At 69.2% G+C, this 26,959-nt stretch carries 28 protein-coding genes; 14 read left to right on the plus strand and 14 right to left on the minus strand.

Annotated elements, in window-relative coordinates; genetic code table 11:
• Positions 1-126 (plus strand): Fe-Mn family superoxide dismutase (locus tag PUT80_RS35365; RefSeq protein ID WP_275294775.1); only part of this gene is annotated, 126 nt, incomplete at its 5' end.
• A 93-nt stretch (positions 127-219) separates the two neighbouring features.
• Positions 220-1,020, plus strand: coding sequence for an arylamine N-acetyltransferase (locus tag PUT80_RS35370; RefSeq protein WP_238604075.1), 801 nt, complete (start codon positions 220-222; stop codon positions 1,018-1,020).
• 258 nt (positions 1,021-1,278) lie between these two features.
• Here PUT80_RS35370 and PUT80_RS35375 read toward each other — a convergent pair whose 3' ends face one another.
• The 3 genes from PUT80_RS35375 to PUT80_RS35385 all read right to left on the minus strand — a co-directional run bounded on the left by PUT80_RS35375 (position 1,279) and on the right by PUT80_RS35385 (position 4,745).
• The gene (locus PUT80_RS35375) at positions 1,279-2,535 is read right to left on the minus strand and encodes an MFS transporter (protein ID WP_238604074.1); all 1,257 of its coding nucleotides are present in this window, start codon (positions 2,533-2,535) and stop codon (positions 1,279-1,281) included.
• 167 nt (positions 2,536-2,702) lie between these two features.
• The gene (locus PUT80_RS35380; RefSeq protein WP_037807762.1) at positions 2,703-3,134 is read right to left on the minus strand and encodes a MarR family transcriptional regulator; all 432 of its coding nucleotides are present in this window, start codon (positions 3,132-3,134) and stop codon (positions 2,703-2,705) included.
• Positions 3,135-3,281: 147 nt separating this feature from the next.
• Positions 3,282-4,745, minus strand: coding sequence for an NCS2 family permease (locus PUT80_RS35385; protein ID WP_037807765.1), 1,464 nt, complete (start codon positions 4,743-4,745; stop codon positions 3,282-3,284).
• An 83-nt stretch (positions 4,746-4,828) separates the two neighbouring features.
• Here PUT80_RS35385 and PUT80_RS35390 point away from each other — a divergent pair, with 83 nt between their 5' ends.
• On the plus strand, positions 4,829-5,056 hold the full coding sequence (locus tag PUT80_RS35390; RefSeq protein WP_037809264.1) for a DUF2530 domain-containing protein: 228 nt from the start codon (positions 4,829-4,831) through the stop codon (positions 5,054-5,056).
• A gap of 49 nt (positions 5,057-5,105) precedes the next feature.
• Here PUT80_RS35390 and PUT80_RS35395 read toward each other — a convergent pair whose 3' ends face one another.
• On the minus strand, positions 5,106-7,898 hold the full coding sequence (locus tag PUT80_RS35395; protein ID WP_275294752.1) for a molecular chaperone Hsp90: 2,793 nt from the start codon (positions 7,896-7,898) through the stop codon (positions 5,106-5,108).
• Complete coding sequence (locus tag PUT80_RS35400; protein WP_275294753.1) at positions 7,895-8,974, minus strand: DUF3027 domain-containing protein; 1,080 nt, start codon at positions 8,972-8,974, stop codon at positions 7,895-7,897. Before PUT80_RS35400 ends, PUT80_RS35395 begins: the two co-directional genes overlap by 4 nt.
• A gap of 51 nt (positions 8,975-9,025) precedes the next feature.
• On the opposite strand from PUT80_RS35400, the gene PUT80_RS35405 reads away from it, so the two are divergent.
• Genes PUT80_RS35405 through PUT80_RS35415 form a run of 3 tightly spaced genes read left to right on the plus strand, consistent with a single transcriptional unit; the run spans position 9,026 to position 12,330 of the window.
• Positions 9,026-9,799, plus strand: coding sequence for a glutaminyl-peptide cyclotransferase (locus PUT80_RS35405; protein WP_275294754.1), 774 nt, complete (start codon positions 9,026-9,028; stop codon positions 9,797-9,799).
• A gap of 38 nt (positions 9,800-9,837) precedes the next feature.
• Positions 9,838-11,844 carry an MFS transporter gene (locus PUT80_RS35410; RefSeq protein ID WP_037807777.1) on the plus strand — a complete coding sequence of 669 codons (2,007 nt, stop codon included), beginning with the start codon at positions 9,838-9,840 and terminating at the stop codon, positions 11,842-11,844.
• A 9-nt stretch (positions 11,845-11,853) separates the two neighbouring features.
• Entirely contained in the window at positions 11,854-12,330 is a 477-nt protein-coding gene (locus PUT80_RS35415; protein ID WP_037807782.1) for a DUF2771 family protein, read from the plus strand.
• Positions 12,331-12,412: 82 nt separating this feature from the next.
• Here PUT80_RS35415 and PUT80_RS35420 read toward each other — a convergent pair whose 3' ends face one another.
• Positions 12,413-12,799 carry a cold-shock protein gene (locus PUT80_RS35420; protein ID WP_037718500.1) on the minus strand — a complete coding sequence of 129 codons (387 nt, stop codon included), beginning with the start codon at positions 12,797-12,799 and terminating at the stop codon, positions 12,413-12,415.
• A gap of 130 nt (positions 12,800-12,929) precedes the next feature.
• Between PUT80_RS35420 and PUT80_RS35425 the strand changes: the two genes are divergently transcribed.
• Positions 12,930-13,157 (plus strand): hypothetical protein, encoded by a 228-nt coding sequence (locus tag PUT80_RS35425; protein ID WP_037807785.1) that lies wholly within the window; start codon positions 12,930-12,932, stop codon positions 13,155-13,157.
• Positions 13,158-13,164: 7 nt separating this feature from the next.
• Here PUT80_RS35425 and PUT80_RS35430 read toward each other — a convergent pair whose 3' ends face one another.
• Positions 13,165-13,785: an HAD hydrolase-like protein gene (locus PUT80_RS35430; RefSeq protein ID WP_275294755.1), complete on the minus strand. Its 621-nt coding sequence runs from the start codon at positions 13,783-13,785 to the stop codon at positions 13,165-13,167.
• Between the two features lie 109 nt (positions 13,786-13,894).
• Between PUT80_RS35430 and PUT80_RS35435 the strand changes: the two genes are divergently transcribed.
• Both PUT80_RS35435 and PUT80_RS35440 read left to right on the plus strand, forming a co-directional pair.
• Entirely contained in the window at positions 13,895-14,506 is a 612-nt protein-coding gene (locus PUT80_RS35435; protein WP_037807788.1) for a TetR family transcriptional regulator, read from the plus strand.
• Positions 14,503-15,474: a R2-like ligand-binding oxidase gene (locus PUT80_RS35440; RefSeq protein ID WP_275294756.1), complete on the plus strand. Its 972-nt coding sequence runs from the start codon at positions 14,503-14,505 to the stop codon at positions 15,472-15,474. The genes PUT80_RS35435 and PUT80_RS35440 overlap by 4 nt, the downstream gene beginning before the upstream one ends.
• Positions 15,475-15,518: 44 nt before the next feature.
• On the opposite strand, the gene PUT80_RS35445 is transcribed toward PUT80_RS35440, so the two are convergent.
• On the minus strand, positions 15,519-17,177 hold the full coding sequence (locus PUT80_RS35445; RefSeq protein WP_275294757.1) for an AMP-binding protein: 1,659 nt from the start codon (positions 17,175-17,177) through the stop codon (positions 15,519-15,521).
• 142 nt (positions 17,178-17,319) lie between these two features.
• On the opposite strand from PUT80_RS35445, the gene PUT80_RS35450 reads away from it, so the two are divergent.
• The 4 genes from PUT80_RS35450 to PUT80_RS35465 all read left to right on the plus strand — a co-directional run bounded on the left by PUT80_RS35450 (position 17,320) and on the right by PUT80_RS35465 (position 19,940).
• Entirely contained in the window at positions 17,320-18,078 is a 759-nt protein-coding gene (locus PUT80_RS35450; RefSeq protein ID WP_134661878.1) for an ESX secretion-associated protein EspG, read from the plus strand.
• Between the two features lie 57 nt (positions 18,079-18,135).
• The gene (locus tag PUT80_RS35455) at positions 18,136-18,882 is read left to right on the plus strand and encodes a PhzF family phenazine biosynthesis protein (protein WP_275294758.1); all 747 of its coding nucleotides are present in this window, start codon (positions 18,136-18,138) and stop codon (positions 18,880-18,882) included.
• Positions 18,882-19,253, plus strand: a complete 372-nt coding sequence (locus tag PUT80_RS35460; RefSeq protein ID WP_037807799.1) for a YccF domain-containing protein — start codon at positions 18,882-18,884, stop codon at positions 19,251-19,253. The genes PUT80_RS35455 and PUT80_RS35460 overlap by 1 nt, the downstream gene beginning before the upstream one ends.
• 129 nt (positions 19,254-19,382) lie before the next feature.
• Positions 19,383-19,940, plus strand: coding sequence for a dihydrofolate reductase family protein (locus PUT80_RS35465; RefSeq protein ID WP_275294759.1), 558 nt, complete (start codon positions 19,383-19,385; stop codon positions 19,938-19,940).
• Here the strand turns inward: PUT80_RS35465 and PUT80_RS35470 are convergent.
• On the minus strand, positions 19,937-20,731 hold the full coding sequence (locus PUT80_RS35470) for a metallophosphoesterase (RefSeq protein ID WP_275294760.1): 795 nt from the start codon (positions 20,729-20,731) through the stop codon (positions 19,937-19,939). The two genes, PUT80_RS35465 and PUT80_RS35470, sit on opposite strands and share 4 nt — an antisense overlap.
• A gap of 37 nt (positions 20,732-20,768) precedes the next feature.
• Positions 20,769-21,563: an HAD-IIA family hydrolase gene (locus PUT80_RS35475; RefSeq protein WP_275294761.1), complete on the minus strand. Its 795-nt coding sequence runs from the start codon at positions 21,561-21,563 to the stop codon at positions 20,769-20,771.
• Positions 21,564-21,757: 194 nt separating this feature from the next.
• On the opposite strand from PUT80_RS35475, the gene PUT80_RS35480 reads away from it, so the two are divergent.
• On the plus strand, positions 21,758-23,536 hold the full coding sequence (locus PUT80_RS35480; protein WP_275294762.1) for a multicopper oxidase domain-containing protein: 1,779 nt from the start codon (positions 21,758-21,760) through the stop codon (positions 23,534-23,536).
• Positions 23,537-23,834: 298 nt separating this feature from the next.
• Here the strand turns inward: PUT80_RS35480 and PUT80_RS35485 are convergent, their stop codons facing one another.
• The 4 genes from PUT80_RS35485 to PUT80_RS35500 are packed head-to-tail and all read right to left on the minus strand — an operon-like array spanning position 23,835 to position 26,926.
• Complete coding sequence (locus PUT80_RS35485) at positions 23,835-24,914, minus strand: ABC transporter ATP-binding protein (protein ID WP_275294763.1); 1,080 nt, start codon at positions 24,912-24,914, stop codon at positions 23,835-23,837.
• On the minus strand, positions 24,911-25,678 hold the full coding sequence (locus PUT80_RS35490) for an ABC transporter permease (RefSeq protein WP_037809276.1): 768 nt from the start codon (positions 25,676-25,678) through the stop codon (positions 24,911-24,913). The genes PUT80_RS35485 and PUT80_RS35490 overlap by 4 nt, the downstream gene beginning before the upstream one ends.
• 49 nt (positions 25,679-25,727) lie before the next feature.
• Positions 25,728-26,525 carry a molybdate ABC transporter substrate-binding protein gene (gene modA / locus PUT80_RS35495; protein ID WP_275294764.1) on the minus strand — a complete coding sequence of 266 codons (798 nt, stop codon included), beginning with the start codon at positions 26,523-26,525 and terminating at the stop codon, positions 25,728-25,730.
• Positions 26,522-26,926 (minus strand): helix-turn-helix transcriptional regulator, encoded by a 405-nt coding sequence (locus PUT80_RS35500; protein WP_009083933.1) that lies wholly within the window; start codon positions 26,924-26,926, stop codon positions 26,522-26,524. Before PUT80_RS35500 ends, modA begins: the two co-directional genes overlap by 4 nt.
• Positions 26,927-26,959 lie beyond the last annotated feature (33 nt).

Genomic DNA, 26,959 nt, shown 5'->3' on the forward strand with positions numbered 1-26,959 from the left:
TACCTGGACTACAAGAACGTGAAGCCGGACTACGTCAACGCCCTGTGGAACATCTTCAACTGGGCCGAGATCAGCAAGCGCTTCGACAACGCCGTCGCCGGCGGCAACGGCCTCCTGCTCAGCTGAGGCCAGCGGCACCCCGGGGTCCGGCCTGGCGACAGGCCGGACCCCGTTTTTTCGCTTGACCTGGAGTGCACTGGAGGTGTGAGAGTGGAACCCATGGACGTCGACGCTTACCTCGCTCGCCTGGACCTGCCGGTGCCTCCGGCGGCTGACCTGGCCGCGCTGCGCCTGCTGCAGGAGCGGCACCTGATGCACGTCCCGTTCGAGAACCTCAGCGTGCACCTCGGGGAACCCATCGAACTCACCGAAGAAGCGCTCTTCGACAAGCTCGTGCGCCACCATCGCGGCGGATTCTGCTACGAGCTGAACGGTCTTTTCGCCGCCCTGCTGCGAGAGCTGGGCTTCGCCGCGACGCTGCACGCGGCTCGCGTTTTCAACGACGCCGGGGTGCCCGGACCGCCGCTCGACCACGCCGCCATCCTCGTCCAACTCGGCGAGGAGCAGTACCTGGTGGACGTCGGCTTCGGCAAGTTCAGCCGGCAGCCGCTCGCGCTGTCCGCGGTCGAGCCGCAGAGCGATCCAGAGGGCGAATACCTCCTCCTGGACGCCCCGTACGGCGACGTGGACGTCCTGCGCGACGGCAAGCCCGAGTACCGCTTGGAGCGCCGCCCACGGCAGCTGTCGGACTTCGCGCCGATGGCGTGGTGGCAGTCGACGTCGCCGCAGTCGCACTTCACGCAGACCCTCACGTGCTCGCGCCCGACCGCCCAGGGCCGCGTGACGCTGTCCGGCGACCGGCTGATCGAGACGGTCGACGGCGTGCGCCACGAGGTGCTGCTGCCGAACGACGATGCCGTTCGGGTGGCCTACCACGTGTACTTCGGCCTGCGGCTGCGCCGGCTCCCGATGCGGCCCGGCGAGCATCCGCTGGAGACCCCGACCCCGCACCCGTCCTGACGCTCACCCCGTGAACGGCCTTGCCCTCGCGGGGAAGAGCCCCGACCATGAACAGAGCCCCGCGTCCCGGGGTTCCCAGGTCGCGGGGCTCTGTCCGTTCCCGAACTGACTGCCGCTCCCACCACGAAGCGGACATGTATGAGGTTAGCCTAACCTCACCAACCGAGGCAAGCCCGTCCCAGCGGAGACCTCAGTCTCACCCTCACGAGTGACGACTTTCGGCGGTCTCCGCTGCCTTCGGACAGCCATTTCCGCAGGTCAGACCCGTTCCCGCGACAGGATTCGCAGGCCGTTGCCGAGCCGCCGGGGCATCCGGACGCCGCCGCGCCGGATCAGCACCACCGCGCACACCACCGCCGCGATCGCCGAAATCGCCCCGCCGATGTAGAACGGCGACCGGCCGCCGAACGCGTCGGCCATCCAGCCGGTCATCGGCCCGCCGATCGGGTTGCCGCCGATCAGCACCAGCACGTAGATGCCCATCACGCGGCCGCGCATCTCCGGCGACACCGACGTCTGCACCAGCGCGTTCGCCGTGTTCAGGAAGGTGATCGTGGCGAACCCGAGCGGGATCAGCCCGATCCCGAACGCCAGGTACGTCGGCATGAACGCGGTGACGAACTCGAACACCCCGAGCAGCGCCGCCGACACCAGCATCAGCCGCACCCGGGGACGGCTCTTCACCCCGCGCCGAGCCGACGCCAGCGCACCGGTGAAGGTGCCGACCGCGACGAGCGTCGACAGCAGGCCGTACCCGTCGGCTTGGGTGTGGAAGACGTTCGCGGCGACGATCGGCAGCGACGTGAAGTAGGTGATGCCAAACGTGCTGACGAAAAACATCAGCACCATGACCGTCACCAGGTCCGGCCGTCCGCGCACGTAGCGCAGGCCCTCCATGAGCTGACCCTTGGCGCGCGGGATCGCCGGACCGCGGAACAGCTTCGCCGGGTTCATCAGCGCGACCCCGGTGATCACCGCGAGCGTGCTCGCCGCGTTCGCGATGAACAGCCAGCCGGTGCCGACCCAGGTGATCGCGAACCCGGCGATGGCCGGTCCGACGATGCGGGCCATGTTGAAGATCGACGAGTTGAGCGCGACCGCGTTCGCCACCTGGTCCCGGCCGACCATCTCGGCGACGAACGACTGGCGCGTCGGCACCTCGATCGCCGAGGTCGTCCCGAGCATCACGCACAGCAGGTAGACGTGCCAGAGCTGGGCGACGCCGGTCAGGTCGAGCACGCCGAGCAGCACGGCCTGCAGGCAGTTCGCCGCCTGGATGAGCATCAGCAGCTTGCGCTTGTCGACCCGGTCGGCGAGCACGCCCGCCCACAGCGACAGCAGCACGGTCGGGATGAACTGCAGCGCGACCGCGACGCCGAGCGCCACCGGGTCGTTGCCCGACAGCGTGAACACCAGCCAGTCCTGGGCGATGCGCTGCATCCAGGTGCCGATGTTCGAGATGACCTGGCCGCTGAAGAAGAGCCGGTAGTTCCGCACGCGCAGCGACGAGAACATCGTGCGGCGGGTCTTGGTCTCCGGGGATTCCGCGGCGGAAGACGATTTCCCGGCCGGGACGGAAGAGGGGCCGGGTGGAGCGGAACTGGACGGCGGCGGTGCCGTGTCCCGGGTAGCAGTGGATTGGGCCGGACATCCTGTTTCGCTACCCGTGGTGGTCACCTGTGCTAGTTCCCCGCCATCCTGTCGATGATCTCCGCGGCTCGGGAGAGCACTTCGAGCTCTTCCTCGCCGAGTTCGGCCAGTTGCCGGTCCAGCCACGCCTCCCGCACCGAGATGGCCTTGCGCACGAACGTGAGCCCGTCGTCGGACAGCTCGACGATGGCCTGGCGGCCGTCAGTCGGGTGCGGCCTGCGCTCGACGAACCCCATCTCCTCGAGCGCGGCGATGACCCTCGTCATCGAGGGCGGCTGGACGCCTTCCTTCGCGGCGAGCTGACCGGGGGTCAGCGGGCCGCATTTGTGCAGGGTGGACAACGCCGCGATCTGCGTGAGCGACACGTCGTCAGCCACCCGCTGTGCCCGGAGACGGCGGTTGAGCCGCACCACCGCGAGACGCAAGCGGCTCGCCAGGGAACGCTCGTGCGGGTCGCCGGACATATAGTTAGCATACCTCACGACCTGCGCCCGGGTGCTTACTAGTCCGACCAAAAGCAGGCCGCCCCCACCCCGGCACGTAACCGTTGCTACAAAAGCCATGAGGCCGTGACTGTGGTCGGACTAGTAACGATCAGCACAGTCCGCCGGTCAGCTGAGTGCGGCCTGGATCGGCCCGACGGCGAAGTAGGCCACGAACGCCACCGCGATCACCCACATCAGCGGATGCACCTTGCGGGCCTTGCCGGTGACCGCCTGGATCACGACGTAGCTGACGAATCCGGCGCCGATGCCGTTGGCGATCGAGTACGTGAACGGCATGACGACGATGGTCAGGAACGCGGGCAGCGCGATCTTGAAATCGGTGAAGTCGATGTCGCGGACCTGCGCCATCATCAGCGCGCCGACCACGACCAGCGCCGGAGCCGCCGCCTCGACCGGCACGACCTGGTACAGCGGGGTCAGGAACATCGCGGCGATGAACAGCAGACCGGTCACGACGTTCGCCAGACCGGTCCGCGCGCCCTCCGCGATACCCGATGCGGATTCCACGAACACCGTGTTCGAGCTGGCCGAGCCGAACCCGCCGGCCGCGCCCGCGAGGCCCTCGACGAACAGCGCCTTGCCGACGTTCGGGAGCTGCCCGTCCTTGCCGACCAGACCGGCTTCCTTGCCGAGGCCAGTCATCGTGCCCATGGCGTCGAAGAAGTCCGCGAGCACGAGGGTGAAGACGAGCAGCACCACGGTGATGATCGGCAACCGGGTCCACGCGCCGAACGACACGTCGCCGACCAGCGACAGGTCCGGGAGGCCGATGACCTTGCTCGGCAGCGCCGGGTAGCCGAGGTTCCAGCCCTTCGGGTCGGTGCCGTTCGACGGTCCGGCCTTCACGATCGCCTCGACCACGATCGCGAGGACCGTCGAGCCGAGCACGCCGATCAGGATCGCGCCCTTGACCTTCTTGGCCACGAGCACCGCGGTGAGCAGCAGCCCGACGACGAACACCGCGGTCGGCCACGAGGCGATGGAACCGCCGATGCCGAGCCCGACCGGCACCGTGGTGTGCGCGTCGTCCGGCAGCCTGCGCACGAACCCGGCGTCGACCAGCCCGATCAGGCAGATGAACAGCCCGATGCCGACCGCGATCGCGGATTTGAGCGCGGGCGGCACGGCGCGGAACACCGCGGTGCGGAAGCCGGTGAGCACGAGCAGGACGATGATCACGCCCTCGATGACCACCAGGCCCATCGCCTCCGGCCAGCTCATCTGCGGCGCGATGGTGACCGCGAGCAGGCTGTTGATGCCGAGCCCGGTCGCGATGCCGAACGGGTAGTTCGCGACGAGCCCCATCAGGATCGTCAGCACGCCCGCGACGAGCGCGGTCACCGCCGCGACCTGCGGCACCGGGAGGATGTGGCCGAGCACGTCCTTGTGCGCGGACGGGGTGTCGGCCGCGAAACTGCCGATGATCAGCGGGTTGAGGACCACGATGTAGGCCATCGTCACGAACGTGACCACACCGCCGCGGATCTCCCGCCCGGTGCTCGACCCGCGTTCGCTGATCCGGAAGAAGCGGTCCAGTGTGGACCCCGCCCGCTCGCGCTGCTCCGCCATTTCCCCGCCTGTCTCGCTGTTTCCGTCCGGGTAAACTCTGGCCCGTGGAAGAACCGACCAGCGCCCCGGACACTCCGGCCGCCCTGCGGCACACGCCGGACCTGCCGAAGCGGCTCACCGACCTGACGCCGGTGGTGATCGTAGGTACTGCGCTCTGGCTTGTCGCGCTCGTGGTGCTTTTCTTCACCAGCGAGGGCGTGTGGGTGCAGACGTGCCTCGCCGGGATCGCGCTCGGGTTCATCGGGTTCGGGATTATTTTCTGGCAGCGCGCGGCCGCTCGGCGCGGGTCCAAATCGGCGCAGCGGCTTTAGGGCTCGTGCGTGTTTACGCCGGTTCTAACCGGCCTAGGCACTCACGACGTCAGTTCAGCAGCGTCCGCGGCGCCGGATCTTCCAGCAACGCCGTGATGCGATAACGCTCGCCCCACCGATCACTCGCCCACGCGAACGCGCGCGCCAGCCCCTCGGACGTGTCCGCCGCGTGCAGTCGGTCGTCTGACCACCACGGCACCTCCGCCGAAGCACCCTCGACCGTTACCGTGAGCGGGTCGTGCAGCAGCACCCCGCCGTCCGGCAGCGTGATGCCGAGTTGGTCCGCGGCGAGCGCGAGGGCGGGCAGGTCGGCCCACGCGACGTACTCGCCGGTGCTCTCGACCTCGGCTTTCAGGCTGCTCGCGACGGGGACGTCGAGGAGTTCCGCCAGTCGCTCCGGATCCGCGGGCGCGACGAGGATCTTCGCCGGGTCCAGGGCAGCCGCGACCCATGGCACGTCCAGCACCACGGCTTCCTCGACGACGCTCCCGTCCGCCGCGCGGACTCGGGCGGGGGCGTCGACGTCGGAGACGTCGATCGGTGCGGCCACCAACGCCGCGTGTGCGCGGGCGACCAAGCCCGGGGTCGGCGTCCGTTGCGGGTCGCCGAGTCGTTCGAGCAGGTCGGTGACGTCCTCCGCGGTCTCCAGGTCCAGTCCGGTCCGGACGCCGACGGCGCGGAGCAGATCGTCGCTCAACTCGAGGTCGGGGACCGGTTCGTACAGGCCCGCCAGCGCGGTCGCCGAAGCGAGCCGCCACGCGCCGGGGGCTTCGCCGGCCAGCAGGGCGTACCGCGCGAGCCACCAGCCCGCGTGGCCGTCCGGGCTGTGCAGTGCCTGCCACGTTTCCGGCCGGGACGCGATCAAGCGGAGCGCGTCCGGCCAGGCGTCGTCCGCGACGAGGTCGAGGTCGCGAATGGACACGACCGTCGTCGGCGGCTGCTCGAACGAATCCCACCACTGCTCTTCGTCCGGCAGGTGGTGGTCGGGTTCGTGCGGATCCTCGTCCAGCACGACCGCGAACGAGTCGAGCACCTTCGCCGCGACGAGGGTTCCCGTCGGCCAATCTTCGGCGAATTCCTCGTCCAGCACGGAAAGCGCGCCGCCGGGCTCGAACACCTCGGGGTCGATGACATCCAGCAACGGCGACGTCGGCAGCACCAGTTCGTCCGCGCGCCGCCAGCCGTCCTCCGCGGGCAGTGCCAGCGCGCCGATCCACTCCGGCGCCTGATCGCCGCAATCGGTGACCAGCCGGAGCACCGCGCCCGCGAGGTTCATTCCGTCCAAACCGGACTGAACGTCGGCGACACTGTGCTCGACCGCGTACTGCAGCTGTTCCGCTTCGAGCAGCTGCCGCGCGTCCGCGTGCTTGGCTCCCAACAGTTCCAGCAACTGATGCGCCGCGCCTGGGTGCACCAGCCGGAGGCCGGGAACGTCCACATCGGACAGAAGTTCGCGGAGTTCACTGCTGCCGTCGACGAGCAGCGCGCCCTTGACGCCCGGCAACGTCCGCCCGTCCGACAGCGGGACCGGCAGTCCGTCGAGCTGATTCGCGCTGAGCGCGTGACTCTCGACCGCGACCGCCAGCTCCGCGTACAGCTTCTGCCACCAGCCGGGTTCGCGATCGATCCCAGTCAGCACTTCGAGGACGTCGCCGATGCCGAGGATGTGCGCGGAGACCGGCTTGAGCAGCCGGGGATTCGCTTGCACCAAGCCCGGGATGACGTCGGCCAGCAGCGGAGCCAGCCCGTCGACGTCGAGCACCCGCGCCTGCTGTCCGGAGACTTCCTGACCGTCCACAGTGGCCAGCCAGGGTTCCTGCGCGAGCGAGGTGTAAACCAGGTCTTTCAGCTGTGAGTCCACAGTGGACAGCGGGAATCCCGCGGCGGGGACCAAGGTCGGCCGGTGTTCCGCTTTGACTGCCCGGACCAGTTCGACGTATTCACTCGCCGCCCTCTCCAGCGCGCGAGTGAGCTCCGCGCCGGGAAGCACCCGGCGGCGAGACGGCTCCAGGGGCACTTCGGCAATCAACCGGGCCGGGAGCGAAAGGCCTTCGTCGGTCGGCGTCGGCGCGTGCAGCACATCGTCTTCGAGTGACTGCGGGACGCCGTCGGCGTCGACCGGAACGGCCCAGACTCCGTGCTTCAGCCACCGTCGTTGCCCGGTCGGCGAAGTGATCTCGACGATCTCGTCGCCGCTTCGAGTCCACTTGCGACCGTCCACTTCGGCCTCGGCGAGCCACGGCAGGGCCAGCAGGAGGTCTTCGATCTCGTTCGCCAGACTGTCGAGCAGACCCTGCCCGGACTCCTTCAGCGGCAACCGCACTTCGGTGGCGAATCCGGCAGGCGGCTGTTCCGTGACGGGAAACGGCAGCCGTAGCACCGGAACGTCGCCGTCCCGGCCGGATTCCTCCCGGGTGCGCTGCGCGGAAAACGCGACCCCGCCCGAGGTCGAAACGACCCGGGGTTCGTCGGTGACGGTCAGCACGGCCGCGAATCCGACCCCGAACCGGCCGACGGTCCCTTCCTTGGCCGACGCCCGCAACGACGCCAGCGATTCGACCCCTCGGGTGTCCAGCGGCGCGCCGGTGTTGGCGAACCGCAGTTCACCGTCCACAACGGACACCCGGATCCGCCCCGGTTCGCCCGCGATTTGCGCGGCGTCGGCGGCGTTCTGCGCGAGTTCGACGAACAACCGGTCGCGGTACGCGCCGACGCGCAGGTCGCGTTCCGAGTTGGTGTCCTCGGTGAAGCGGGTGGGCGAATCGCGCCAGGCGCTCAGCGCCGCTTCCCGCAGCCGGACTGTCCCGAAAGGATCAGCCGCTCCCCCAGCGACTTCGTTCACCGGAGGACATCGCTCCCGTCGGAGTCGTCCTCGTCCGAAGTCGCATCAGAAGCGTCCGGAGCAACGGCCTCGACGACCACTTCGGCAGCAGTGCCCGCCGCCGAAGCCTCGACGACGTCCGGCTCCTTCGCCGCAGACTCCTCCGCCGCGTCCGAAGCCGGCTCGGCAGCCACCTCGACGGCAGTTTCCTCGACCGCCACCTCCGCGGCCGCCTCCGGCTCCACCGCCGCGACCTCAGCGGTCTCCTCGGCCGCCGCGGCCGCCGCCTCTTCCACCACCGCCGGGTCCGCGGCGACGCTCGGTTCCGGAGCCGGCTCCGGAGCGGGCGTGAAGTCGATCAGCGAATCGTCGTAAACCAGCTCCGCGACGGGAACCGAGGACGTCACCTCGACCCGCACCTCGGAGTGCGCGCCGCATCCGTAAGCCACGTCCACGACGTGCCCGTCCGCGGGCGCGATGTCGTTCGTGCACGCCCCGAAGGCGCCGCGCAGCGACCCAGCCAGCGGGACGAAGAACCCACAAGTCCCGCAGGTCGCGGGCGCGCTACGGGCCATGTCCGAACGCGGGCCGAACTCGCCGCCGTGCCAGCGGGCGGCCGCGTCGAGCCTGCCGTAGCGCGAAAGCACGTGCACCCGGCCGAGGCCGACCTCGTGCGCCGCTTCCTCGACGGCCGGGTCGTCCGACTGGAGATACGCGGGCGAGAGGCGCGGGTCGTCCTTGTCCGCGGGGAACAGGTCGCCGACGCCGAGGTCCCCGGCGCGCACCCGCTGCTCCCACGGCACCCACGCGGGCGCGACCAGGGCCTCCGGGCCCGGCTGCAGCACCAGTTCGCTCACCGTGACCGGCTCGTCCGGCCCGGCCACCGCGACGGTGACCGACCAGCGCCAGCCGCGGTATCCGGGCACCGAGGCTTCGAAGAGGTGGCTCGCGGAAACCGCGTCCTCGCGTTCCACTCCGACGTGCTCGCCGACCTGGTCAGCGGGTGCTTCCGCCAGCACGGCCTCCCGCGCGGCCTCGACAGCGTCCGCGAGCTTCCGGTGGAGAGAGCCGTCGTCCAGGGTCAACAGCAGCGTCATACCCCCAATTGTGCCGCACGCATCCGCGCCGCCCGTGCCAGGCTGTTCCTCGTGCGAACCCGGATCGTCTGGCCCCTGGTGGCCGCCGCCCTGCTCGGCGGATGCGCGGGCACCCAAGCCGCGCCCGCCCAGCCCGAACAGCTCACCGTCCAGGTGCTCGGAACGCTGCCGCACGACTCGACCGCCTTCACCGAAGGACTCGAGTACTCCGGCACGACGCTGTACGAGAGCCGCGGACTCGAAGGCAAGTCCGCGCTCACCGCGGGACCGGCAGGCGGAACACCAGCCAAACAGGTGACGGTGCCGTCGCCGTTGTTCGCCGAGGGCATCACCGTGCTCGGGCCGAAGCTGTGGCAGCTGACCTGGCGCGACGGGATCGCGATCGAACGCGACTCCCAGACGCTCGCCGAACTGCGGCGCGTGCACTACGACGGCGAGGGCTGGGGACTGTGCCATCAGCCCAGCGGGCGGCTGGTGATGAGCAACGGGTCGTCGATGCTCACCTTCCGCGACCCGCAAACGTTTGCGGTCACCGGTTCCGTCGACGTCGGCCAGGACCAGCTGAACGAACTGGAGTGCGTCGGCGACACCGTTTACGCGAACGTCTGGCAGACCGGAACCATTCTGCGCATCGACGCCGGCACCGGACGGATCACCGCGAAGATCGACGCCGGCAAGCTCCGCACGCCGTCCCGGCCCGGCGAGGACGTGCTGAACGGCATCGCCGCGATCCCGGGCACGGACGAATTCCTGCTGACCGGGAAGCTGTGGCCGACGTCGTTCCGCGTGAAGTTCGTCCCGGAAAATCAGCGAACCGGCACGTGAGCGGGCGGTACGTGACCTCGATGAGGCAGGATTGAACCGTGGCCCTCTTCAGCTCGCGCTCCGGTTCCGACAGCCCCCTCGGCGGGCAGTCGGGCAAAGGCCGTGGGAAGAAGAAGCGCCGCTGGACTCCCGAGCCCGGCGCGGCGCAGGCCCGCTCGTGGCGCGACACCCCGCCGACCCGGGTCGATCAGGCCGTTGACCAGCGCGTTCGCCAGGCGCCGCCGGAGTACGCGCCGGAACCGCCGCGGGCCCGGCCGGAGCGCATCCAGCCCGAACCTCCGCGCGGCCGCCCGGCCGAACCGCGGCCCGAGCACGTCGATCAGCGCCCTCCCCGCGGTTATCCCGGACGGCCGGAGCCGCGCAGCGCGTTCTACGACGACGCGCCGCCGTTCCCGCCGAACGCCGAGGAAGCGCCCACCGGCGCTGTCCCGATGGGACACCGTCCGCCGCCGCCCCCGCGCGGCGCCCGGCCATACCCGCCGCGCGACCACCGCACCGAGCCCGTCCACCCGCGGCCGTACGACGACCGTCCCGGCAGCGCCGGCTACGAGCACTACGACACCGGCGGCTACGCGGGCGAGCCACGCGTCGAAGACGAGCAGGACGAGGCCTTCAACACCACCGCCGTCCCCGGCGCCGGGTCGGTCCCGAAGCTGCCGAAGAAGCTCACCGTCACGCGGGTCGCCGCGCTGCGCAGCCGTCAGCTGAGCGGACAGGCGATCGGCGCGTTCCAGCGCGCCACCAAGGCAGACGGCGCGGACAAGTCCGGTCTCACCTCGCTGATGTACGCGGTGATGCTGAACTACGCCAGCGACGCGGCGATGGCGATCGCGCTGGCCAACACGCTGTTCTTCGCCGCGACCAGCGGCGAGAGCAAGGGCAAGGTCGCGCTGTACCTGCTGATCACAATCGCGCCGTTCGCGCTCGTCGCGCCGGTGATCGGCCCGGCGCTGGACCGGATCCAGCGCGGCCGCAGGCTCGCGATGTGCGTCTCGTCGATCGGCCAGGGCCTGATGGCCGTGGTGATGGCGCTGCACTTCGACGACTGGCTGCTGTACCCGGCGGCGCTCGGGATGATGGTGCTGTCGAAGTCGTTCACCGTGCTGAAGGCGGCGGTCACGCCGCGCGTGGTGCCGCCGGAGATCACGCTGTCGAAGACCAACGCGCGGATCACCGTCTTCGGCCTGATCGCGGGCGGCGTGTTCGGCGCGCTGGCCAGCGGGGTGAGCAGCCTCTCCAACTCCTCGGGCGCACTGTGGTTCACCGCGGTGATCTGCGTGGCCGCGGCCGTGCAGTCGATGCGGATCCCGTCGTGGGTCGAGGTGACCGAGGGCGAAGTCCCGACGTCGCTGTCCGCGCGGCCGGAGCCGAAGCAGAAGCGGCAGCGCCAGCCGATGGGACGCCACATCGTCGTTGCCTTGTGGGGCAACGGTTCCGTCCGCGTGCTGACCGGCTTCCTGATGATGTTCGCCGCCTTCGCGGTGAAGGCGCAGACCGAGCACGCCGGGCACAGCCCGTTCGTGCAGTTGCTGTTGCTGGGCATCATCGGCGCGGCCGCGGGCGTCGGCGGATTCGTCGGCAACGCACTGGGTTCGCGGCTGCACTTCGGTTCGGCGGACCAGGTGATCGTGGCCTGCGTGGCGGCGTGTGTCGTGACGACGCTGATCGCGACGCTGCTGCCGGGCCTCGCCACGGCGGCGATCGTCGGTCTCATCGGCGCGACCGCCAGCGCGCTGGCGAAGATCAGCCTCGACGCGGTGATCCAGGAGGACCTGCCGGAGCAGTCGCGCGCCTCGGCGTTCGGGCGTTCCGAGACGGTGCTGCAGCTGTCGTGGTGCATGGGCGGCGCGGTCGGGCTGCTGCTGCCGCCGACGTACTGGATCGGCTTCCTGGTCGTGACGCTCCTGCTCGCGGTCGGCCTCACGCAGACGTTCCTGGTGCAGCGCGGCGGTTCGCTGCTGCCCGGCCTCGGCGGAAATCGCCCATTGCGCCCGGAGCCGACCGGCAGCTTCCCCGCCCCGGGGCCCGCGCGGGGCCGCCGGTAATCTCGGGCCATGCGACGTTCCCGGGTGGTGGCCGTGCTCGCGGCCGGTGGTTTCGCGGTGGCCGGCTGTTCCGCGCCGGGCCCGGCCGAGGTGACTTTCTACGCCGACGGGCACACGATCAACGTCGCCCCGATCGGCAACTGCGACATCAAGTCCGGCGTCTGCGCGGCCAACCCCGGCGCGACCGGCAAGCTCAAGGTGCGGCCGGGCCGCTCGGTGCAGATCTCGGTGCCGAAGGAAATCGCCGAGACGCCGTGGAAGGTCACCGTGCAGTACGTGAACGGCAAGGGCGAGCCCCAGCCGCTCAAGGAGGACATCATCACCTCCCGCGACCGCTACGCCTACACCGCGACGCCGCCCGCGAAGGACGACCAGATCGTGGTGGTCGAAATCGCACAGGCGTCGGTTATCAGCCGCACCGGCGACCCGAACGACGCGGAAGCCGTCACGACGGCGCTGTGGTCGCTGCAGGTCCAGCCTGCCTGATCCGGCCAAAAGCCGTGAAGGGCTCCGCGCGGGGAGATTCCCGCACGGAGCCCTTCACTGTTTCAAGCGGTGGCGTGACTGATCACGGGTCGAGGTCGCGCGCGACCGCCCGCATGATCTCCGCGATCTGCTTGGTGTTCTTGCGATCCGGGTACCGGTTGCGCCGCAGGTCCGGCTGGACCTTCAGCTCCAGCAGCTTGATCATGTCCTCGACGAGGCCGTGCAGCTCCTCCGCGGGTCGGCGGCGCGCCTCGGCGACCGACGGCGGCGGGTCCAGCAACCGGACGGAGAGCGCCTGCGGTCCGCGCCTGCCGTCGGCCACGCCGAACTCGAGCCGCTGCCCGGCTTTCAGGCCCTCCACGCCGTGGGGCAGCGCGGCCTTGCGGATGTAGACGTCCGCACCGCCGTCTTGCGTGACGAAGCCGAACCCCTTCTCCGCGTCGTACCACTTGACCTTGCCGGTCGGCACTTCCCTCACCAGTCCTTCTGCTGTGCAGGTCACGACGAACGCGCCCCGAGCGATCTCGAGGCGCGCGTCCGATAAGCGTATCTCGCCACAGGCGCTGGGGAGAAGCGGATAGTCCCGTTACTCTCACCCCATGGAGAACGCAGCGAAACAGACCGGCAAACCGATCCTCATGCGGCTCGGCATCGGCCTGTTCGCCATCGGCATGCTCGCCGTGGCGACAGTGTTCGTGCTGTTCGCCGCCGGACTCGAGAACCTGCCGGTGTGGCTCAGCGCGGCCGCCGGCGTGATCACCCCGCTCGGCCTCCTGCTCGGGCTGATCGCGCTGATCCAGGAAGCCCGCGCCGGAAAGCACGGCTGACCAGCGGTTACACCGCGGTCTCCACGAACGTCCCGGCGAACCACCCGGGGAACTCGACCAGCGAGTCGAACACCACGTCCGCGCCCTCGGCGGCCAATTCCTCGCGGCTGCACGGCCCGGTCGCCACGGCCACGGCCATCGCGTTGGCCGCTCGCGCACCCCGTACGTCGCCGAGGTGATCGCCGACGTACGCCCGTGCCTCGTGTTCCAGCAGGGCCGCCGCCTTCTGCGTGGACCACAGCTCGCCCACCAGCGCGTCGACCTTCATGCCCAGCGCGTCGAGGTGCATCTGCGCGTTGGGCCCGTACTTCCCGGTGACCACGACCGTCCGCCCGCCTGCCGCCCGGACCGCCTCCAGCGCCTCGGCCGCGCCGGGGAGCGCGACCGTGCTCGGCACGACCGTCTCCGGGTACAGCTCGCGGAACTGCCAGATCAGCTCGGGAATCCGGTCCTCGGGCGCGCCGAAATCGCGCAGCGCCTGATCGAGCGGCGGCCCGAGGTTCGAGGCGAACGCTTCCCCGTCGAACGCCAGCCCGGACTTCTTGCCCAGCGCGTTCATCGCCGCGACCATGCCCGGCCGCGGATCGATCAATGTCATGTCGAGGTCGAACCCCACCGTGATGCCCACGTCCCACACGGTAGCTGTCCGGACCGACAGTTCCGGACCGTCCGCTGTACACGTGCACCATCCAGGTAAAGGTTCTTGACACAGATTCAGTCTGTGTCAAGCTGGCGGTGTGACCAGCTTCACCGAGCGGACCAAGGCGACACTTCGCGAAACGCTGCTCGACGCGGCCGCGGACCTGCTCCCCGATCGCGGCCATCAGGGTCTCCGGATGGCCGACGTGGCCGCGAAAGCCGGGGTCAGCAGGCAGACGGTCTACAACGAGTTCGGCAGCAAGGCGGCGCTCACGCAGGCCGTCGCGCTGCGCGTCGCGGCAGAGTTCCTCGACGGCATCCGCTGCCGGTTCGAGGACGCCGAGAGTTTGCTCACGGGCATCCGCGGCGCGGTCGTCTACACGATCGAACACGCCAGGGAGAACCGGCTGATCGCGGCGGCGCTCGGCACCGAGGCGGGAGAGGACCTGCTCCCCCTGCTGACCTCGCGCGGCGAACCGATCCTCACCGCGTCGGCCGAACTCGCGGCGCAGCAGTACCTCGCGCTCGAACCCCGGCTCACCCAGGAGGCCGCCGCGCTGCTCGCCGAAACGGTGGTCCGGCTGTCGCTCAGCCACCTGGTGCTGCCGACGCATTCCGCGTCCGAGGCCGCCGAGTCGGTCCTCGCGGTGATCGCCCCCGCCATCGACCAATTCGTCCACAATGGAGTGAAACGAGAGGGCCAGTCATGACCGAGACGCTTCCGGAGCTGCGCAGCGGATTCTCGTCCCTGCGCAAGGGCGGGCTGAACTGGGACTCGTTCCCGTTGCGGCTGTTCGTCAAGGGCAACAAGAAGTTCTGGAACCCGGCGGACCTCGATTTCAGCAGGGAACGCGAGGGCTGGGAAAGCCTGACGCCCGAGCAGCAGCGCTCGACCACCTACCTCGTCGCGCAGTTCATCGCGGGCGAGGAGGCGGTGACCGAGGACATCCAGCCGTTCATGCGCGCGATGTCGTCGACCGGCCGGTTCGGCGACGAGATGTACCTGACGCAGTTCTGTTTCGAGGAAGCCAAGCACGTCGAGGTCTTCCGGCGCTGGATGGACGCCGTCGGACTGGACGACGACCTGCATTCCTACGTCGCGGAAAACCCGCACTACCGCAAGCTTTTCTACGAGGAACTGCCGCAGTCGCTGCGCACGCTGGAGGACGATCCCAGTCCGCTCAACCAGATCCGCGCGAGCGTGACGTACAACCACGTGATCGAAGGCAGCCTCGCGCTCACCGGGTACTACTCGTGGCAGCTGATCTGCACGCAGAACCAGATCCTGCCGGGAATGCAGGAACTGGTGCGCCGCATCGGCGACGACGAACGCCGCCACATGGCGTGGGGCACGTTCACCTGCCGCCGGCACGTCGCCGCGGACGACGCGATGTGGGACGCCGTGCAGGAACGCATGGGCGAACTGCTGCCGCACGCGCTCGGCATGATCCAGTGGGTGCAGGACCAATTCGAGGAAGTCCCGTTCGACAACGACCCCGAGGAATTGATCCAGTACGCCGCCGACCGCGCCCAGCGCCGCCTCGGTGCGATCGAATCCGCGCGGGGCACGCCGGTCGAGCAGATCGACCTCGACTACTCGCCCGAGCAGCTCGAGGACACCTTCGGCGAGGAGGACGAGAAAGCCCTCGCCGAAGCCGCCGCGGCCGCTTCCGCCTGACGCGAACCGGCGGCCGTCCACATCGGACGGCCGCCGGTGTCAGCTCACGCGTGCTTCTGCGACGCCGCCTGCTCCAACCCCAGCAAGGTCACCGACTGCTGGCGCATTTCTACCTTGCGCACCTTCCCGGTCACCGTCATCGGGAATTCCTCGACCACGTGGATGTAGCGCGGGATCTTGTAATGCGCCAGCTTGCCCTGGCAGAACTCGCGCACCGCTTCCGTGGTCAGCGGCTGCGCGCCTTCGCGCATCCGGATCCAGGCCATCAATTCCTCGCCGTACTTGACGTCCGGCACGCCGATCACCTGCGCGTCCAGCACGTCCGGATGCGTGTAGAGGAATTCCTCGATCTCGCGCGGATAGATGTTCTCGCCGCCGCGGATCACCATGTCCTTGATCCGGCCGGTGATGTTGATGTATCCCTCGTCGTCCATGATCGCGAGGTCGCCGGTGTGCATCCAGCGCGCGGCGTCGATCGCCTCGGCGGTCTTTTCCGGTTCCTCCCAATAGCCGAGCATCACCGAATAGCCGCGGGTGCACAATTCGCCAGGCGTGCCGCGGGGCACGGTCAGCCCGGTTTCCGGATCGACCACTTTGGACTCCAGATGCGGGCCGACCCGGCCGACCGTGGACACCCGGCGCTCCACCGAATCGTCCGCGCGGGTCTGCGTGGACACCGGCGACGTCTCGGTCATGCCGTAGCAAATGGACACCTCGGTCATCCCCATCCGGTCGATGACCTGCTTCATCACCTCGACCGGGCACGGCGATCCGGCCATGATGCCGGTGCGCAGCGAGCCGAGGTCGAACGTCTCGAACTCGGGGTGGTTCAGCTCGGCGATGAACATCGTCGGCACGCCGTACAGCGACGTGCAGCGTTCGGCGGCGACCGCGGCGAGCGTGGCCTTCGGGTCGAACGCCGGGGCCGGGATGACCATGCACGAACCGTGGCTGGTGCACGCGAGGTTGCCCATCACCATGCCGAAGCAGTGGTAGAAGGGCACCGGGATGCAGACCCGGTCCTCCTCGGTGTAATTGCACAGTTCGCCGACGAAATAGCCGTTGTTGAGGATGTTGTGGTGGCTGAGCGTCGCGCCCTTCGGGAAACCGGTGGTGCCGCTCGTGTACTGGATGTTGATCGGGTCGTCCGCGGACAGCCCGGCCTGCAATTGCGCGAGCCGTTCCGTGTCGCCGCCGCGGCCCGACTCCATCAGGTCGGTCCACGACGAGGTGCCGAGCAGCACGACCGCTTCCAGCCCGGGACAGTTCGGCCGCACCTCCTCGATCATCGCCCCGTAGTCGGACGTCTTGAACTTGTCCGCGGCAACGAGCATCCGGATGCCCGCCTGGCTGAGCACGTACTGCAGTTCGTGCGAGCGGTAGGCCGGGTTGATGTTGACCAGGATCGCGCCGATCTTCGCCGTCGCGTACTGGAGGAACGTCCATTCCGCCCGGTTCGGCGACCAGATGCCGACGCGGTCGCCCTTGCCGATGCCCGACGCCAGCAGCCCGTGCGCGAGGGTGTCGACCTCGGCGGCGAGTTCGCGGTAGGTCCAGCGGGCGCCTGCCTCGCGGTCGACGAGCGCGTCCCGGTCGCCGAACGCGGCCACCGTGCGGTCGAAATTGTCCCCGATCGTGTCGCCGAGCAGGGGGACGCTGGAGGTCCCGGAGGCGTAACTCGGCAGTGCAGGCGCGTCAGGCATCGGTGCCTCCCGTGGCGGTCTTCGTCGACGAGCCCGAGTCTAAGCTCGATTTCGGACCTTTCCGCCACCCTAGTTATGGGGTGCGCTCGCACGAGCGGCTGATGGTCGTGCGCGTTCCGCTACCCTCGGTGCGGGTTGTTTCGTGCACGAGGGGACTGGGACGTTGCCAGAGGAATTCTCCCTGGGCTGGACCGAGACCGACGTGGCGGTGCGGCGCACCGGGCTGCCCGCGTCGTGGCATCCGTTCGAGATCCGCAGCGCGGGCGCGACGATGACCGAGCACAACCGGCTGGCCGAGGAGGCGTGGACCGCGCTGCGCGGCCGGGGGCTGGCCGACGCGGAGAAACTCGACCGCGATGTCGAAGCGACCCTGCGCGCGTGGACGAGGCCGGACGTGCTGATCATCGTGCGCGCGGCCGAACTGCCGTCCGGGACCGTGCTGTACCGGGCGTGCATCGGCGAGGGCCTCGGCGTGTTCTCGGAGCAGGTCGACGACGGGCTTCGCTTCCAGCAGGTCCGGCCGGAGCGGCTGGTGGATCTGGTGCTGAGCATGTTCCCGCCCTATCCGGCGCTGCCCGTCTCCCCGGTCGCGATCACCCAGGGCCCGCCGCCGAAACGCAACGCCGCGGCGCCCGCGCCGTCGCGCCAGGATCGCGACGCGCTGGCCGGGTACTCGCAGTGGCCGCTGCACCGGCACGGAACCGTGGAACTTTCGCTGCGGCCAGGACAAGGCACGCTCCGCCCGGTCTCGACGGCGACGTTCGTGGACACCGACGGCGGGCGGTACCTGACGTTCTCGGAACCGTTGCCCGACGGCGGGTTCCGGCTGCATTTCACCCCGTCGACGGGCGCGCACCTGCGGACGTGGCTGCTGGAGACGATCGAAGAGGGCGTGCGCTGAGAATTCAGGGCTAATCCCCGATGCCCTGCCCCCGTGCGGCAGGGCAAGATCGGCTCCATGCAATTCCACCTAGTCGACGCCTTCACCGACCAGGCGTTCGCCGGCAATCCGGCGGGCGTCGTCGTGCTCGAGCAACCCGCGGACGCCGAGTGGATGCAACAGGTCGCGGCGGAGATGAAGCACTCCGAGACCGCGTTCGTGGTCGCCACCGGCGAGGGAGCGAAATCCCTGCGCTGGTTCACCCCGACCGACGAGGTCTCGCTCTGCGGGCACGCCACCATCGCGGTCACGCATGTCCTTGGCGGGCACCAGGTTTACGACACCCTCAGCGGCAGGCTCACCTGCACCAAGGCCGACGGCTGGATCGAGATGGACTTCCCCGCCGACCCGCCCGTCGAGACCGGCGAAGACCTCTCCCGCATCCTCGACCTGCCGGCGAAGTTCACCGGACGGGCGCGCGAGAACCTCTTCGTGGAGCTCGAAAGCGTCGAAGCGGTCCGCCAGGCACAGCCGGACCTCGACGCCCTGCGCGCCACCTGGACCGGTCGGCTGATCATCACCGCGGCGGGCGACGACTTCGTCAGCCGGTTCTTCGGCCCCGGGGTAGGCGTCGACGAGGACCCGGTCACCGGTTCCGCGCACTGCTCGCTGGCCCCGTACTGGACGCGGAAACTGGGCAAGAACGCCCTCGTCGGTCACCAGATCTCCGCCCGCGGCGGAACCGTGCGCACCGAAGTCCGCGACGACCGCGTGCTGCTGCGTGGCCAGGCCGTCACCGTAGTGAGCGGGGAGTTGTACGTCTGATGCGACTGATCCTCAACGTGATCTGGCTCGTCCTCGCCGGTTTCTGGATGGCGCTGGGCTACCTGTTCGCCGGAGTCATCTGCTGCGTCCTGATCGTCACGATCCCGTTCGGCATCGCGTCGTTCCGGATCGCGAACTACGCGCTGTGGCCCTTCGGCCGCACGGTCGTCGACCGCCGCGAAGCCGGGGTCGGCTCGTTCGTCGGCAACGTGATCTGGTTCCTGGTCGCCGGACTGTGGCTCAGCATCGGCCACCTGATCACCGGGGCCCTGCAGTGCCTGACGATCATCGGCATCCCGCTGGGCCTGGCGAACTTCAAGATGATCCCCATCTCGCTGATGCCGCTGGGCAAGGAGATCGTCGACTCCTGAGGTCCGTCCTCGGTTGACCTGCCGCGAGGCGAACCGGCCAGTTCGGTTCGCCTCGCGGCCTCTCCGCAGGTCCTACCGAAAAATAATTTTGTCTTGACAACTCAAACCATCGGCAGCAAGCTGTGCCGCATGACAAGTGCACGCAAGCTGATCCTCGGTTTCTACGTCTCACTCGACGGCAAGAGCGCCGACGCCGACAACGGCATCCGGGACGTCATGATGTCCATCGACGACCCCGAGCAGGAGAAATACTTCGTCGACCAGCTGTGGGAGGCCGGGGCTTTCCTGATGGGCCGCAACACTTACGAAGCCATGGCGGGCTTCTGGCCCACCTCGGACCATCCCTCGGCCGAGGCGATGAACGCGATCCCCAAGGTCGTCTTCTCCAGAACACTCACCACCGCGGACTGGGCCGAGACCCGGATCGCCAGCGGAGACCTCGCGGAGGAGATCGCCCAGCTCAAGGCCGAACCCGGCAAGGATCTCGTCGCCGCCGGCGGCACCGAATTCCTGCACTCGCTGATCAAGCTCGGCGTCGTGGACGAGTACCGGCTCTGGGTGCTCCCCGCCGTCACCGGCAAGGGCGCGGCGCTGTTCCCGGAACTCGGCGAAGCCCGGCGATTGCGGCTGGTGAAGAGCACCGCCTTCCCGTCCGGGATCCTCGAACTGCGGTACGCGGCCAGCTAGTCCTCAGGCTCGAAGGGCAGCTTCACCACGAGGCACGGACCGCCGACGAACAGGCCGCCGTCGATGCCCAGCGCTTTCCCTCCGGCGTAGAGGTACGGGCCTTCGATCTGCGTCGGGTGGATGCCGAGCTGGTCGGCGATCACGCTGTGCCCGTGCACGATCCGCGAGCCGCCCAGTGCGTTGAGCAGCCGATCGGCGTTCTCCTCGCCGTCCGGGCCGCGGAAGGCGTACCGGGTGGTCATCCGCCGCCACACGTCCCACCAGGCCTCGATGTTGCTGCCGGAGAGGATGTCGTGCGCGGTGGCGTTGATCGAGTCGAGGTCCTCGCCCCAGTCGAGGTACTCGAGGGTGTCCGAGTGCAGCAGCAGGTGATCCTCGTCGACCGCGACGAGCGGGCGTTCGGTGAGCCACTCGATGTGCTCGGGGGTGAGCCGGTCCTGGTCCGACAGCAGGCCGCCGTTGATCTCCCAGCTGCGCGCGAAACTGCGCGGCCCGAAGTCGGACGGCACCGGACGGTCGCCGAAGTGGTACATCCCGAGCAGCAGGATCTCGTGGTTGCCGAGCAGCATCTGCACCGAGCCGCCCGCCTCCGCCGCCTGCTCCTGCAGCTCGCGCACGAAGTCGATCACCCCGACGCCGTCCGGGCCGCGGTCGGTGAAGTCGCCGAGGAACCACAAGCGGTCGTCGACGCCGGCCCACTTGCCGTCGCTGTCGACCAGGCCCTCGGCGCGCAGTGCGTCAACCAGGGCGTCCCGGTGCCCGTGGACGTCGCCCACCACATAGACGCTCATCGTTCGACGATATGCCCTGATCCCGGGCGGTGGGCGGTCAGCCTTCGCCGAACGGGTCGAGCGTTCGCCCGATCAGGTCGGCGACCGAGCCGATCACCTTCGTCGGCCGGTACGGGTAGTTCTCCACCGATTCCTCGTTCGAGATGCCGGTGAGCACCAGAATGGTCTGCAGTCCGGCCTCGATCCCGGAGTGCACGTCGGTGTCCATCCGGTCGCCGATCATGAGCGTCGACTCCGAATGCGCGCCCAGCCGGCGCAGCGCGGACCGCATCATCAGCGGGTTCGGCTTGCCGACGTAGTACGGGGAGCGGCCGGTGGCCCGTTCGATCAGCGCGGCGACGGACCCGGTGGCAGGCATCGAGCCCTCGACGCTCGGGCCGGTCGCGTCCGGGTTCGTCGCGATGAATTTCGCGCCGCCCTCGATCAGCCGGATCGCGCGGGTGATCGCGCTGAAGCTGTACGTGCGGGTCTCGCCGAGCACGACGTAGTCCGGGTCGCGTTCGGTCAGCACGTAGCCGACCTCGTGCAGCGCCGTGGTGAGCCCGGCCTCGCCGATCACGAACGCCGAGCCGTTCGGCCGCTGCGACGCGAGGAACTTGGCGGTCGCCAGAGCCGAGGTCCAGATCGACTCCTCGGGGATGTCCAGACCAGTGCGCAGCAGCCGCGCCCGCAAGTCGCGCGGAGTGTAGATCGAGTTATTGGTGAGCACCAAGAAGTCGATATCGTTGTTCCGCAGTTCGGCAAGGAACTCGTCCGCCCCCGGGACGAGGTGTTCCTCCCTGACCAGCACACCGTCCATGTCGGAGAGATACGTCCACCGGCCTTCGCTCATGCGCGGAAACCTATCACGCGCGCGAGATGCCTGCGGCATACGACGAAAACGGCTACAGTGGAAATTGCCGGTAACGCGAGGGGAGTCGCGCCACCGGTTACCGAGGGGGTTCGGGGGAATCTTTTCCGTAAGCTCCGGCGTATTCGCCGTGGCGCAATTCTTCCTGCCCCTTGTCTCGAAGGGGGAACAACCTGATGACAGAAATTGTCGACCGGCCCGCCGCCGCGGCCCCGATCACCGGGCCGAACTGGGGGCTCACCAAGTTCCTTGACCCGCTGCCGGTTCCGCCGGTGCTGCGGCCGCCGTGGTGGGGACAGGACATGATCACCATTCCGATGGTGGCGAAGCGGCAACGGCTGCACTCGCAATTGCCGCCGAGTACATTGTGGACTTATGCCGGGCATTTCCCGGGACCGACAATCGAAGTGCGCAGCGGCAAACAACTGCGGATTTCGTGGTCGAACGAAATAGAAGGCGAGTTCCCGTTGGTCGCCGTGCAAGGACCGGTGGGCGACGCACCGACCACCCGCCCCGGCCGCGAGCTCGACCGGCCCGGCTACTCGATCGTCGACGGCGTCGCGGACCTGCCCGCCTGGACCGTGGTTCACCTGCACGGCGCGCGCACCAACGCGAGCAGCGACGGATGGGCGCACAACGCCGGCCTCCGGGGCACTTCGCAGCTCGCCGAGTACCAGAACCGGCAGCAGGCCATGCCGCTCTGGTACCACGACCACGCCATGGCGATCACCCGGTTCAACGTCCACACCGGTCTGGCGGGCCTGTACCTGATCCGCGACGACGAGGAGGACGAGCTCGACCTGCCCGGCGGCGATCGCGAACTGCCGCTGATCCTGACCGACCGCAACCTCGACACCGACCCGGCGACCGGAGCGCTCACCGGGCAATTGCTGTACAAGTTCCCGTACGTGCCGAACGGGCCGATGATCCCGTTCTCCGGTCCGTTCACGCTGGTCAACGGCGTGATCTGGCCGCACCTCGACGTCAGCGCACGGTGGTACCGCTTCCGGCTGCTCAACGCGGCCAACGAACGGTTCTTCACGCTGAACCTGGTCGACGAGAACAACGTGCCGCGGAACGACGCCGTCCGCCTGATCGGCACCGACGGCGGGTTGCTGCCCGCTCCCGCGCCGCTGCCGTCCGGCGGGCTGACCGTCGCGCCGGCCGAACGGTTCGACGTGCTGATCGACTTCAGCCGGTGCCAGGGGCAGAAAGTCAAGCTGCGCAACGCCGATCCGAACCTCGGCGGGGTCGAACCGGACGTCATGGAGTTCCGGGTGGAAAGCCGCGCGCGGCACGATTCGTTCGAGCTGCCCGAAAAGCTCTCGTCGTCGTACGTCCGGATCAAGCACGGTTCGACGCTGCCGGAGGACCACGACCACGTCTGGGTCGCGCTGCTGCTCAACGCGAGCGGCCATCCGGAGATGTGGGACCTCGAACAGGTCGACGCCGATCCGGGCGGCGAGGGCATCATCCAGATCAACGACCCGGCGGGCGGGCTGAAGACGTTCCGGATGATCGGGCGGCTCTTCGACGACACCACCGGCATCTTCATCGACCACGGCAAATGGGCGGTGTGGAACATCGTGCACGTCGCGAACGGCGGGCCCGCGCATCCGTTCCACATCCACCTGACCGAATTCCAGGCGCTCTTCCGCCGCAGCTTCGCCACGACCTTCGACCCGGCCGCCGAGCGCACTTCCCGGCCGATCGACGGGTTCGCGGAAGTCCCCCTGGAGAAGTACGAGGAGGGGTGGAAGGACACGATCATCGTGAACCCCGGGCAGTGGGTGAGCGTCGCCGGCCAGTTCAGCGGCGGCACCGGCGAGTTCATGTACCACTGCCACATCCTCGACCACGAGGACGAGGGCATGATGCGGCCGTTCGTCGTCCACCCGCCCGAGGTGGCGAAGTTCCACGTCCACCCCGGCGGCGGCCACCACCACGGCGGCTGAGCGGGATCGCTTGCGCCCCAATGCCGCATTGGGTGCATCTGACGCACCCAATGCGGCGTTCGGTGCGTCCTACGCACCCAATGTGGCATTCGGTGCATCCCACGCACCCAATGTGGCATTGGGGTTTCTCAATAGCGGGCACAGCGGCCGCGGTGCGCGAAGTCGCCCTTGGCCGATGGACGCGGTCCGCCGAGGCGAACGTCTGTGAGGGGAACCCTCACGGAATCAGATTCCGTCAGGGTTCCCCTCACAGACATCAGCGGCAGCGAAGAACCGCAACCGCACAGGGAAGCGAGGCTCAGGAAGCCGCAGCCGGGTGCACCGCCACGGTCGCGGCCTTCACCGACAGCGCCACCGCCGAACCGGGTTCCAGCGCGAGTTCGGCGACGGCCGCCGGGGTGAGGTCGGCGGTCAGGCCGTGTGCCCAGCCGCTGCCCTCGGTCCGGATTCGGATCACCGGTCCGTGCGGTTCCAGGGCCGCCACGACGGCGTCGGTCGTGTTGCGTGGGCTGCCGTGGTGGTCGCCGTCGTGCGGATAAACCGCGACCGCGTTCGGTGCGAACACCGCGACCGCCGCCTCGCCCACCACGGTGTCCGGCGTCAGCAAACCCGTCACCACTTCGCCGGACGGCGTGCGCAATCCGTCGTCCACCGCTGTTCCGGAGACCAGGTTCAGCCCGGCGATCCGCGCGGTGAACGGCGTCCGCGGCGCGGCCAGCACCTCGCGCGTCGGGCCGCGTTCCACGATCCGGCCGCCGTTCATCACCGCCACGTGGTCGGCAAGAGCCAACGCGTCCAGCGGGTCGTGCGTGACCAGGACGGTCGTCGGGCCGTCGCGCAGCACTCGGCGCAGCAAGCCGCGGATCGCCGGGGCCGAGTCCACGTCGAGCGCGGCGAACGGTTCGTCCAGCAACAGCAGGTCCGGCGCGGAAGCCAGCGCCCGCGCGATCGCCACCCGCTGCTGCTGCCCGCCGGACAGCTGGCTCGGCCGCCGGTTCGCGAACTCCGCCGCGTCCACTTCGGCCAGCCATCGCGAGGCGATCGCCCGTGCTTCCGCCCGGCTGGCACCGGTCGAGCGCGGCGAGAACGCGACGTTGTCCATTGCGGACAGATGCGGGAACAACAGCGCGTCTTGGGACAGGAGGCCGATCCGCCGTTCGTGCGGCGGCAAGTCGACGCCGTTCCCGGCCAGCCGCCGGTCGGCGAGCATGACGTCGGCCGAGGTCACCGGCAGCAGACCGGCGAGGCTGCCGAGCACAGTGGACTTCCCGGAGCCGTTGGGCCCGAGCAGCGCGAGCACGGAGCCGCCGGGCACGGTGAACTCGACGTCGAGCGAGAACTCGCCGCGGGTCAGCGCCAGCTTCGCCGACAGGGTCACCGCAGCCCGCCTTCCCACGACCGCGGCCGCGCGAGCGCGATGACCAGGATCGCGACCACGATGAGCAGCAACGCGAGCGCGACCGCGCTGTCGATGTCCACTTCGGCCTGCGTGTAGACCTCGAGCGGCAGCGTCCGGGTCACGCCTTCCAGGCTGCCCGCGAACGTGATGGTCGCGCCGAACTCGCCCAGCGCGCGAGCGAAGCTCAACACGACGCCGGAACCCAGCGCGGGCAGCAGCAACGGCAGCGTCACCCGGCGGAACACCGTCCACGGGCGCGCGCCGAGCGTCGAGGCGACCTGCTCGTAGCGGTCGCCGGAGCCGCGCAGCGCGCCTTCCAGGCTGACGACGAGGAACGGCATCGCCACGAACGTCTGCGCGATGACGACCGCGGCCGTCGTGAACGGCACCTGCTCGCCGGTCAGCCAGTTGATCAGGATGCCGAGGAAACCCTTGCGCCCCAGCAGGTACAGCAGGGCAAGGCCGCCGACCACTGGCGGCAGCACGAGCGGAAGCAGCACCACCGAACGCAGCATCCGCACGCCCGGCACCCGGGAGCGGGCCAGCACGATCGCCAGCGGAACGCCGAGCACCACACAGGCCACTGTGGACAGTGCGGCGGTCGTCAGCGACAGCCGGAGCGCGTTCAGCGACGACGACGTGACCAGCAGCGACGGCAGCCGGGTCAGATCGGACCGCACGAGCAGGCCGACGACCGGCAGCACCACGAGCGCGAGCGCGACGACGGCGGGGAACCAGAGGATCAGCGGAACCCGGGCGTGCGGCGGCCGGGTCTCGGCCGCCGCGCCCGCCTTACTTGCCAGGGCCAAAGCCGATCTTGGCCAGTTCGGCCTTGCCCTGCTCCCCGAGGACGAAGTCGGTGAACTGCTTCGCCAGCGCCGCCTGCGGAGCGTTCTTCACGGCCGCGATCGGGTACTGGTTCACCGCGCCCGAGGACTCCGGGAAGTCGACCTTGTCCACTTTGCCCGCCGCCGACGTCGCGTCGGTGACGTACACCAGCCCGGCGTCGGCGTCGCCCGACTGGACCTTGGCCAGCACCTGTTTGACGTTCGTCTCCTCGCTCACCGGCTTGAGCGTGGTCTTGGTGCTCTGTTCGACCTTCTGCGTGGCCGAACCGCACGGCACCTGCTGCGCGCACACGACCACGTTCAGGCCCGGCTTGGTCAGGTCGGCGAAGGTCTTGATGCCCTTCGGGTTGCCCTTGGCCACGGCGATCGCGAGCTTGTTGGTGGCGAAGACCGTCGGCTGGCCGTCGATCACGCCGTCCTGCACGGCCTTGTCCATGTTCTTCTGGTCGGCCGAGGCGAACACGTCGGCCTTGGCCCCGTTGTCCAGCTTCTGCACGAGCGCGGACGAACCCTCGTAGTCGAAGACGACCTTGACGCCCGGGTGCGCGGCCTCGAACTGCTTGCCGAGCACGTTGAAGGACTCGGTGAGCGAGGCCGCGGCGAACACCGTCAGCGTGCCGCCTCCCGGAGCGGGCGCGGACGCGGAGCCCGCACCCGGGTTCGAGCTGGGCTGGTCGCCGGAGCTGCAGGCACTGGCGAACAACGCGGTCGCCGCCGCGGCGACGAGGGCGAGCTTCTTCATCGGGATCCTTCCGGGGTTTCCACCACGACGGTGGTCGCCTTGACCACGGCGACCGCGAGCACGCCCGGGCGCAGCCCGAGTTCGCGGACCGCCTCGGTGCTCATCAGTGACACCACTCGGTGCGCCCCGCATTGCAGTTCGACCTGCGCCATCACCTTGTCGGCGACGACCTCGGTGACGAGTCCGACGAAGCGGTTGCGGGCGGAGCGGCCGACCGCCGACGGGTCGTCCGGTTCGCTGGCTTGGGCCCGGGCGAACCCGGCGAGCTGAGCGCCGTCGACGACCTTGCGGCCGGCGGCGTCGTCCGTCGCGGTCAACTGACCCGCCCGAACCCACCGGCGGACGGTGTCGTCGCTTACGCCGAGCAGCCGAGCGGCCTCGGACAACCGAAATTGCGGCATGGCCGGAACATTATCCCCGCAGATGCGGAAAAG

The sequence above is a fragment of the Amycolatopsis sp. La24 genome (assembly GCF_029087445.1).
Classification (GTDB): domain Bacteria; phylum Actinomycetota; class Actinomycetes; order Mycobacteriales; family Pseudonocardiaceae; genus Amycolatopsis; species Amycolatopsis nivea.

Excerpts from the sequence above, each read along its gene's own strand:
- PUT80_RS35370 (WP_238604075.1), top strand. The coding sequence starts at position 220 with ATGGACGTCGACGCTTACCTCGCTCGCCTGGACCTGCCGGTGCCTCCG.
- PUT80_RS35375 (WP_238604074.1), bottom strand. The coding sequence starts at position 2,535 with ATGTTCTCGTCGCTGCGCGTGCGGAACTACCGGCTCTTCTTCAGCGGC.
- PUT80_RS35380 (WP_037807762.1), bottom strand. The coding sequence starts at position 3,134 with ATGTCCGGCGACCCGCACGAGCGTTCCCTGGCGAGCCGCTTGCGTCTC.
- PUT80_RS35385 (WP_037807765.1), bottom strand. The coding sequence starts at position 4,745 with ATGGCGGAGCAGCGCGAGCGGGCGGGGTCCACACTGGACCGCTTCTTC.
- PUT80_RS35400 (WP_275294753.1), bottom strand. The coding sequence starts at position 8,974 with ATGACGCTGCTGTTGACCCTGGACGACGGCTCTCTCCACCGGAAGCTC.
- PUT80_RS35415 (WP_037807782.1), top strand. The coding sequence starts at position 11,854 with ATGCGACGTTCCCGGGTGGTGGCCGTGCTCGCGGCCGGTGGTTTCGCG.
- PUT80_RS35425 (WP_037807785.1), top strand. The coding sequence starts at position 12,930 with ATGGAGAACGCAGCGAAACAGACCGGCAAACCGATCCTCATGCGGCTC.
- PUT80_RS35440 (WP_275294756.1), top strand. The coding sequence starts at position 14,503 with ATGACCGAGACGCTTCCGGAGCTGCGCAGCGGATTCTCGTCCCTGCGC.
- PUT80_RS35445 (WP_275294757.1), bottom strand. The coding sequence starts at position 17,177 with ATGCCTGACGCGCCTGCACTGCCGAGTTACGCCTCCGGGACCTCCAGC.
- PUT80_RS35455 (WP_275294758.1), top strand. The coding sequence starts at position 18,136 with ATGCAATTCCACCTAGTCGACGCCTTCACCGACCAGGCGTTCGCCGGC.
- PUT80_RS35460 (WP_037807799.1), top strand. The coding sequence starts at position 18,882 with ATGCGACTGATCCTCAACGTGATCTGGCTCGTCCTCGCCGGTTTCTGG.
- PUT80_RS35465 (WP_275294759.1), top strand. The coding sequence starts at position 19,383 with ATGACAAGTGCACGCAAGCTGATCCTCGGTTTCTACGTCTCACTCGAC.
- PUT80_RS35470 (WP_275294760.1), bottom strand. The coding sequence starts at position 20,731 with ATGAGCGTCTATGTGGTGGGCGACGTCCACGGGCACCGGGACGCCCTG.
- PUT80_RS35475 (WP_275294761.1), bottom strand. The coding sequence starts at position 21,563 with ATGAGCGAAGGCCGGTGGACGTATCTCTCCGACATGGACGGTGTGCTG.
- PUT80_RS35480 (WP_275294762.1), top strand. The coding sequence starts at position 21,758 with ATGACAGAAATTGTCGACCGGCCCGCCGCCGCGGCCCCGATCACCGGG.
- modA (WP_275294764.1), bottom strand. The coding sequence starts at position 26,525 with ATGAAGAAGCTCGCCCTCGTCGCCGCGGCGGCGACCGCGTTGTTCGCC.
- PUT80_RS35500 (WP_009083933.1), bottom strand. The coding sequence starts at position 26,926 with ATGCCGCAATTTCGGTTGTCCGAGGCCGCTCGGCTGCTCGGCGTAAGC.